Source organism: Polaromonas sp. P1_E1_2, assembly GCF_056406035.1.
In genome coordinates this window covers 1-3,779 of record NZ_JBFUAZ010000431.1, presented here as the reverse complement: position 1 = coordinate 3,779, position 3,779 = coordinate 1, and the positions used below count along the sequence as shown (strand labels likewise).

Here is a 3,779-nt window from a genome sequence, read left to right as displayed (position 1 = left end):
AGACACGGTGCTGCTGGGCATGGGTGGTTATTTTGAGCTTTGGGACGCCGCCACCTACGCAGCCCAGGAGGCCGAGCAAATGAAGGGCGAGATGCCCGATGTCTTCAAAGACTTCTCGTTCTGAAAGAAGACGGTGAACGGCACATGGACACACCGCACCGTCTTGTTGAACGAAGCCATAGCGGCGCTTCTTGTCAACCCGGACGGCCACTACGTCGACGCGACCTTCGGGCGCGGCGGGCATTCGCGGTTGTTGCTGTCGCAGCTCTCACCCCAAGGACGGCTTACCGCCTTCGACAAGGATCTCGACGCCATTGCCGACGCGCACACCATCACCGACTCGCGATTTTCCATCCGTCACGAGGGCTTCATGCATTTGGGTCAGTTGCCCGTCGCCAGTGCGGCCGGCGTGCTGATGGATCTGGGTGTGAGTTCACCCCAGATCGACAACCCGGTGCGCGGTTTTTCTTTTCGGCAAGAGGGGCCTTTGGACATGCGCATGGACACCACGCGTGGCCAGAGCGTGGCCGAGTGGCTGGTGGATGCATCCATAGAAACCATGGCGGAGGTGATTCGTGAATATGGCGAAGAACGGTTTGCTCAACAGATTGCAAAGGCGATTGATCGTCGCCGACAGGAACGGGGCCCTCTTCGAACCACCGCTGAGCTGGCCGAAGTCGTGGCTGGCGCGGTCAAAACCCGCGAGCCGGGCAAGGACCCTGCAACGCGCACATTTCAGGCTCTTCGGATTTTCATCAACGCCGAGCTTGAAGAGCTGCAACAGGCGCTAGCTGCGTCGCTGAAAGTTCTCCAACCGGGAGGCCGTCTGGTGGTGATCAGTTTTCATTCGCTCGAAGACCGCATCGTCAAGCAGTTCATCGCCGCACATTCGCGCGAGGTTTTCGACCGTCGCGCGCCTTTCGCCGAACCCAAGGCCATGCAGCTCAAGGCGCTTGGCCGCACCAAGCCCAGCGCAGAAGAGGTCGAAGGCAATCCGCGCTCGCGCAGCGCCGTGATGCGCGTCGCCGAACGCACGGGGGTGGCGGCATGAACCCCGTAGTACGCGAAGCGACAAACGTGAGGGGCCTACAAAGGGCGACAGGCATTTCATGCCAGCCGGGGCCGCGGAACCGGCTTTGCCGGGCCGCAGGCGCAGCGGCCCCTTCGAGGGGCAGCGCAGTACGCGAAGCGACAAGCGTGGGGGCTATCTCATGGCCAGGCTGAACCTCGTGTTGCTTCTCGCCGTGTTGACCAGCGCGCTTTACCTCGTGCGCACCCAGTACGAGTCGCGACGTCTCTATGTCGAGCTGGAAAAAGCGACGGCCGAAGCCCGCAAAATCGAAATGGACAACGAGCGTTTGCAGGTGGAAAAGCGCGCCCAGGCGACGCCGCTGAAGGTCGAGAAGCTTGCGAAGGACAAGCTGCAGATGCGCACGGTGACACCTGCCATCACGCAATATGTGAGCTACAAGGACGCTCCGGTAACGGCGGCTTCGGCACCGGAAGGGCCCAGGCCATGAGTCGCAGCGTGCTTTATTCGTCCAGCCCCCTGCTGGCCAGCAAGACTCCCGTCTGGCGCAGCAAATTCATCGTGGCTGGTATCGCGTTGGCTTTTGCCGGGCTAGCGGGCCGTGCGGCCTATATCCAGATTTTTGGCAATGAATTTTTCCAGCGCCAGGGTGAGGTGCGCTTTGCCCGCACACTGGAGTTGCCCGCCAACCGCGGCCGCATCCTGGACCGCAATGGGCTGATCCTCGCATCCAGCGTACCGGCATCCAGCATCTGGGCCATTCCCGAAGACGTCGAAGCCAGCAAGTCGCAACTGGCCGAGCTGGCCGTGCTGCTGGAAATGCCGTTGGTCGAGCTCAACAGGAAGCTGGGCGAAGAGGACAAGACCTTTGTCTGGCTCAAGCGTCAGGTCGACGAGCCGGTGGCAAAAAAAATCCATGCCATGGGCATCAAGGGCATCTACCAGCGCAAGGAATACAAGCGTCAATATCCCGAGGGCGAAACCGTGGCCCACGTGGTGGGCTTCACCAACGTTGAGGATCGCGGCCAGGAGGGCATTGAGCTGGCCTTCAACAAGGACCTGGCCGGCAAGGCCGGTTCGCGCCGCGTGATCAAGGACCGCCTGGGCCGTGTCGTCGAGGATGTCGGCGAACAGATGCCGCCCGTCGAAGGCAAGGACATCCAGCTGAGCATAGACAGCAAGGTGCAGTTCTTCGCCTACCAGAAGCTGCGCGACGCGGTCATTGCGCGCAAAGCCCGGGCCGGCAGCGTCGTGGTGCTGGACTCCACCACCGGCGAGGTACTGGCACTGGCGAACTATCCCAGCTACGTGCCCGACAGGCGGAAAAATCTGACCGGCGAGCAGTTGCGCAATCGGGCCCTCACGGATACCTTCGAGCCGGGTTCCACGATGAAGCCGATCACGGTGGCCATGGCGCTGGAGGCCGGTCGCATCAAGCCGCAAACCGTCATCGAAACCGGACCCGGCCGTTACAGCATCGGCGGCTTCACCATCAGTGACACCCACAACTACGGCACGCTGACAGTGGAAGGCGTCATCCAGAAATCCAGCAACGTCGGCGCGCTGAAGATCGCACAAAAGATGAGTCCGCAGGAAATGTGGGAGACCTACATGGCTCTGGGTTATGGGCAAAAGCCGCAGATCCAGTTCCCAGGCGCGGTCACCGGACGTGTGCGACCCTGGAAGACCTGGCGCCCTGTCGAGCAGGCGACCATGGCCTATGGTTACGGGCTGTCGGCTTCGCTGTTCCAGATGGCGCACTCCTACACTGCGTTCGCACATGACGGCCAGATCATTCCCGTCACCATGCTCAGGAGCAGTGAGCCCGCGGTAGGCGTACAGGTCTTTTCCGCAGCGAACGCGCACGCCGTCCGCCGGATGCTGCAAATGGCCGCCGCACCCGGGGGTACTGGTCCGTTGGCGCAAACGGTGGGTTATTCGGTAGGCGGCAAATCGGGAACGGCGCACAAGCAGGTTGGAAAAGGTTATGCCACCAACAAGTACCGGGCCTGGTTCACCGGCATGGCCCCCATTGAAGCGCCCCGCATCGTCGTCGGTGTGATGATCGACGAGCCCAGCGATGGCAACTACTTCGGCGGCGTGGCCGCCGCGCCTGTGTTCAGTGAGGTGGTGCAGCAGACCCTGCGCATGATGGGCGTGCAGCCCGACATGAGCGTCAAGCCGCAAATCACCACGCAGGCCGTGGAGGAGTCGTTTTGAGCATGCAACTCCACACCCCTGAACAAGCCGCCGGCTGGTTGCGCGAACGCGTGAGCGGCAGCCTGTGCACGGACAGCCGCAGACTGACCCCGGGCGACGGCTTTATCGCATGGCCCGGCACCGCGACCGATGGGCGCAAGTTCGTGGGCAGCGCGTTGAATGCGGGCGCCACTGCCTGTCTGGTCGAACAGGAAGGCGCGGCCGCCTTCGGTTTCCAGGACGAAAAGATCGCCGAATACGCCGGTCTCAAGGCYGCGACCGGSCCYATCGCCGCCGTCTAYTTCRASSARCCGAGCCGGCAGYTGCGGRTTTCCGCYGTSACCGGCACCAACGGCAAGACCTCSACCGCCTGGTGGCTGGCGCAGGCTCTGGGCCGGCTGGGTCACAAATGCGGCGTCATTGGCACGCTGGGCATAGGTGAGCCTGGTGCCATGGTTTCCAACGGCCTGACGACGCCCGACCCGGTGCTGCTGCAACAGGAACTTCGGCGCTTCGCCGACCAGGGCTTTGTCGCCTGTGCGCTGGAGGC

General features: G+C 62.7%; 4 protein-coding genes and 1 pseudogene. All 5 read left to right on the top strand.

What is annotated here, in order from left to right; translation table 11 throughout:
- A pseudogene (locus tag AC1D1P_RS17320) lies at positions 1–124 on the top strand (division/cell wall cluster transcriptional repressor MraZ); the annotation flags it as partial.
- A 9-nt stretch (positions 125–133) separates the two neighbouring features.
- The gene (rsmH, locus tag AC1D1P_RS17315; protein WP_477668407.1) at positions 134–1,051 is read left to right on the top strand and encodes a 16S rRNA (cytosine(1402)-N(4))-methyltransferase RsmH; all 918 of its coding nucleotides are present in this window, start codon (positions 134–136) and stop codon (positions 1,049–1,051) included.
- A 160-nt stretch (positions 1,052–1,211) separates the two neighbouring features.
- Entirely contained in the window at positions 1,212–1,520 is a 309-nt protein-coding gene (gene ftsL, locus AC1D1P_RS17310) for a cell division protein FtsL (RefSeq protein ID WP_477668920.1), read from the top strand.
- The gene (locus tag AC1D1P_RS17305) at positions 1,517–3,250 is read left to right on the top strand and encodes a peptidoglycan D,D-transpeptidase FtsI family protein (protein WP_477668406.1); all 1,734 of its coding nucleotides are present in this window, start codon (positions 1,517–1,519) and stop codon (positions 3,248–3,250) included. The genes ftsL and AC1D1P_RS17305 overlap by 4 nt, the downstream gene beginning before the upstream one ends.
- A 2-nt stretch (positions 3,251–3,252) precedes the next feature.
- Positions 3,253–3,779: Mur ligase family protein (locus AC1D1P_RS17300; protein ID WP_477673822.1), on the top strand; the 527-nt coding region annotated here is incomplete at its 3' end.